At 69.5% G+C, this 3,835-nt stretch carries 4 protein-coding genes and 1 pseudogene; 2 read left to right on the top strand and 3 right to left on the bottom strand.

Features of this window, described 5'->3' with window-relative positions; translation table 11 throughout:
* Both KBI5_RS24195 and coxB read right to left on the bottom strand, forming a co-directional pair.
* Positions 1 to 220 (bottom strand): annotated as a pseudogene (locus tag KBI5_RS24195) (cytochrome ubiquinol oxidase subunit I); the annotation flags it as partial.
* Complete coding sequence (gene coxB / locus KBI5_RS24190) at positions 217 to 1,167, bottom strand: cytochrome c oxidase subunit II (protein WP_011437502.1); 951 nt, start codon at positions 1,165 to 1,167, stop codon at positions 217 to 219. The pseudogene KBI5_RS24195 and the gene coxB, both read right to left, overlap by 4 nt.
* 246 nt (positions 1,168 to 1,413) lie before the next feature.
* Between coxB and KBI5_RS24185 the strand changes: the two genes are divergently transcribed.
* Both KBI5_RS24185 and KBI5_RS24180 read left to right on the top strand, forming a co-directional pair.
* On the top strand, positions 1,414 to 2,562 hold the full coding sequence (locus tag KBI5_RS24185; protein WP_035731691.1) for a cysteine desulfurase family protein: 1,149 nt from the start codon (positions 1,414 to 1,416) through the stop codon (positions 2,560 to 2,562).
* A gap of 13 nt (positions 2,563 to 2,575) precedes the next feature.
* The gene (locus KBI5_RS24180) at positions 2,576 to 2,812 is read left to right on the top strand and encodes a sulfurtransferase TusA family protein (protein ID WP_035731696.1); all 237 of its coding nucleotides are present in this window, start codon (positions 2,576 to 2,578) and stop codon (positions 2,810 to 2,812) included.
* Between the two features lie 9 nt (positions 2,813 to 2,821).
* On the opposite strand, the gene KBI5_RS24175 is transcribed toward KBI5_RS24180, so the two are convergent.
* Entirely contained in the window at positions 2,822 to 3,802 is a 981-nt protein-coding gene (locus KBI5_RS24175; RefSeq protein WP_085016587.1) for a carbohydrate kinase family protein, read from the bottom strand.
* Between the last annotated feature and the right edge of the window lie 33 nt (positions 3,803 to 3,835).

The following is a 3,835-nucleotide window of genomic DNA, read 5'->3' as shown; positions in this document are numbered from 1 at the left end:
CGTTGGAGAAGTACTGCAGCCCCGGGCGGGCGAGTTCCGCCCGCATCATGATGGCCAGGACACCGGCGAAGAGGAAGAACCCGAACGACGTGACGAAGTACATGACGGCGATGTCCTTGTGGGACGTCGTCCGCAGATAGCCGAGCAGGTTCGTCCGCCGGGGGATGTGGGAGTCCSGGGAGTCGGCGTGGCCGACACCCGCTTCTTGTACGAGGGTCACTGTCCACTCCCGGTGGTTGCGGTGGTGGCGGCGGTCCCGGTCGTTGACACGGCCGGCGCCGCCGAGATCGCCACGTTCTCCCGGTCCGCGATGAACGTGTCGTACTCGGCCTGCGGCACGACCTTCACGTAGAAGTTCATCCGGTCGTGGTCCGTCCCGCACAGTTCGGCGCATCGACCGATGAAGGTGCCGGTCTTCGTGATGGTCAGTTCAAACTGGTTCACCCGGCCGGGGATGACGTCCCGTTTGAACAGGAACTCCGGCACCCAGAACGAGTGGATGACGTCCGGCGAGCTCTCCACGAAACGGATCGAGCGGTTCTGCGGCAGCACGAGCACCGCCGGTTCACCGGGGCGACCGGTGACCTCGATCGGGTTGGCACCCTGCCGGCCGGATCCGGTGTCGAGGTACTTGAACTGCCAGTTCCATCGGAAGGCGATCACGTCAACGGTGACGTCTGGCTTCGGCGAGAGCTTGGTGACCTCGCTCTCGTCCCGGGCCGTGTAGAAGAACAGCCCGGCCACGATCACCACCGGCACGACGGTGTAGAGAACCTCGACTGGCAGGTTGTAGCGCACCTGGCGGGGAAGCACGTCGCTGCGTTTCCGGAAGGCGATGATCGCGTAAAAGATCATTCCCCAGACGAGCACACCGACGGCGAGCGCGGCGATCGCCGAACCCTGCCAGATGTTGAGAAGGCGCGGCGTCTGGTTCGTCACGCCCCTGGGATAGCCGAATGTAGGCCTGTCGCAGGCGGTCGCCATGATCCCCACGACAGCGAGCACGGCACCGAGACGCAGGACACGCCGAAGCGGCCGGATGTGCCGCGTCCCGTGCACGCCGACCGCGGACACCGCAGCTGCGCGTGTGTCGGAGTCAGCCGGTGTCGTCGGCGTGTCCTCGACATCCGCGAGCGACGGCCGGGTCCGACCGAAGGATCTCCTCACCAGGTCCTGCCTCCCACGACGAGCGGGCCGCGGCCGCGGGGCGGACAGCGTTCGTCCCCGCGCGCGAGACCCCCTGGAAACGCCATGTCGCCCCGCCGATCCAACCGGACGACATGCTGTCTTCGACACGCTGTAGATGGTKCGGCAGCAGCGTATCTCAGCAGCCGCGAACCTTCTCGCCTAAGGCCCCCGTCAGCGCCTGTGACGCACGCCCCTCCCGGCCGTTCACGGCGTACCGTTTCACAGGTGCCGGCCTATCTCGACCACGCGTCGACCACGCCGCTGCACCCTGCCGCGCGCGAGGCTCTGCTAATGGCTCTTCAGGATGGTTGGGCCGACCCGGCACGGTTGTATCGGGAGGGCCGCCGGGCGCGCATGCTGCTCGACGCGGCCCGCGAGACCGTCGCGGGCGTGCTCGGGGCCCGGCCGGACGAGATCAGTTTTCCCGCGAGCGGGTCGGCGGCGGCGCATCTGGCCCTGTTGGGCACGGCGGCGGCCCGGCGGCGTGCGGGTGACGTCGTCATGGTCAGCGCGGTCGAGCACTCCAGCGTCCTGCACGCCGCGCAGCGGCACGAACAGGCCGGTGGACGGGTCGTCAGGATTGGTGTGGATCATCTCGGCCGGGTCGACCCCGCCGACTTCACCCCCGTCGCCGGTACCGCCGTCGCCAGCCTCCAGCACGCCAACCACGAGGTCGGGACCATCCAGCCGGTCGCCGAGGTCGCCGAACGGATGCGCGCCGCCGGGGTGCCGCTGCACACCGACGCCGCCGTGACAGTCGGCCACATCCCCGTCGACCTGGCCGACCTCGGGGTGGATCTGCTCACCGCGAGTGCCCACAAGTTCGGCGGACCACCCGGGGTGGGCGTTCTCGCGGTGCGCACCGGGACCCGCTGGCGCAGTCCCGGTCCCGTTGACGAGCGGGAGGGCGGTCGGGTTGCGGGCTATCCGAACGTCCCCGCCGTCGTCGCCGCAGCCATGGCGCTGAGCGCCCGGGCGGGTGAACTCGCCGCGGAGGCGCCCCGGCTCGCCGGCTACGTGGCCGAACTGCGCCGCCGGCTGCCCGAACTCGTCAACGGCGTGGAACTACTCGGCGATCCGGACCGGGCGGCGACGGTTCCGCACATCAGCGCGTTCTCCTGCCTCTACGTCGAGGGCGAGGCGCTGCTGACCGAGCTCGACCGGACCGGAATCGCCGTGAGCTCCGGGTCGAGCTGCACATCCGACACCCTGATCCCGAGCCATGTCCTGGTCGCCATGGGCGCGTTGACGCACGGCAACCTGCGGATATCCTTTGGCCGCGAGTCGACCCAGGCCGATCTCGACGCCCTGCTGACGGCGCTGCCCGCAGCCGTACGCGCCGTGCGGGACCGGCTGGGCGCCGCCGGGCTTTGATGCCGACAATCCGATGACGGAACAGCCGCACACGGTCGACTCGCGGGGACGACGCTGCCCGTTGCCGATCATCGATCTGGCCCGCGCCTTCGGCGGGATTCCGGTGACCGGCACCATCACGCTCTGGGCCGACGACCCCGCCGCCGGCGCGGACGTCGTGGCCTGGTGCCGGCTGCGGGGTCAGGAGCTGGTGGACGTCTCCCCGCTTCCGGAAGGCGGGGAGGCGTTCGTCATCCGGCGGCTTGTATAACCCGCCGGCTCAGATTGCCGGCAGATGCTCGGCGATCTCGGCGGCGGCGTCGGAACCGTAGGCCTCGGTGAGACGCTTAAGCACCTCCGAGGGCTCCACCGTGTACTCCTGGGTGCCGATCGTCTCCAGGACCAGGGTGGCGAGCAGGGAGCCGACCTGGGCGGAGCGTTCGAGCGAGAGGTCCCAGGACCGGCCGGCGAAGAACCCGGCCCGGAAGGCGTCCCCGACTCCGGTGGGATCCGGGGTGGCGCGGGCGGGAACGACCGGGACCCGGATGGGGTCGCTCTCCGGGGCCTCGATGACCGCACCGTCCTTGCCGTGCGTGGTCACCCGGACACCGACCCTGGCCAGGATCTCCTCGTCCGACCAGCCGGTCTTGCTGGCGAGCAGCGCCTTCTCGTACTCGTTACAGAACAGGTAGGCCGCACCGACGACGAGCTCGCGGATCTGCGGGCCCTCCATGATCGCGAGCTGCTGGGAGATGTCCGCCGCGAACGGATATCCCCGCTGCCGGCACTCCTCGCTGTGGCGCAGCATCGCCCCGGGGTCGTTGGGGCTGACGATCACCATGTCCAGGCCGCCGAACCGCTCGGCGATCGGCCTCAACTCGATGTCGGCGGCCTCACTCATCGCACCCGGGTAGAAGGACGCGATCTGGTTGAGGTCCTCGTCGGTGGTGCAGACGAACCGCGCGGTGTGCGCGATCTCACTGACCCRCACGGAGGCGGTGTCCACGCCGTGCCGGTCGAGCCAGGAGCGGTAGTCGGCGAAGTCCTCGCCGACCGCGCCGACGAGGATCGGGCGCAGGCCCAGCCGGCCCAGGCCGAAGGCGATGTTGGCCGCCACTCCGCCCCGCCGGATCACGAGCTCGTCGACGAGAAAGGACAGCGAGACCCGCTCAAGCTGGTCGGCGAGCAACTGCTCGGCGAACCTTCCAGGAAAGCGCATGAGGTGGTCAGAGGCGATGGAACCAGTCACGGCGATACGCACGATCAAGGAGCTTACCGGCCTGCCCCGAAGCCC

The sequence above is a fragment of the Frankia sp. KB5 genome, assembly GCF_002099325.1.
GTDB classification, from domain to species: Bacteria; Actinomycetota; Actinomycetes; order Frankiales; family Frankiaceae; genus Frankia; species Frankia casuarinae.
This window is presented reverse-complemented; position numbering and strand designations above follow the sequence as displayed.

What these genes read in the sequence shown, in the direction of transcription:
- KBI5_RS24180 (WP_035731696.1), top strand. Translation starts at nt 2,576, where the DNA reads ATGACGGAACAGCCGCACACGGTCGACTCGCGGGGACGACGCTGCCCG.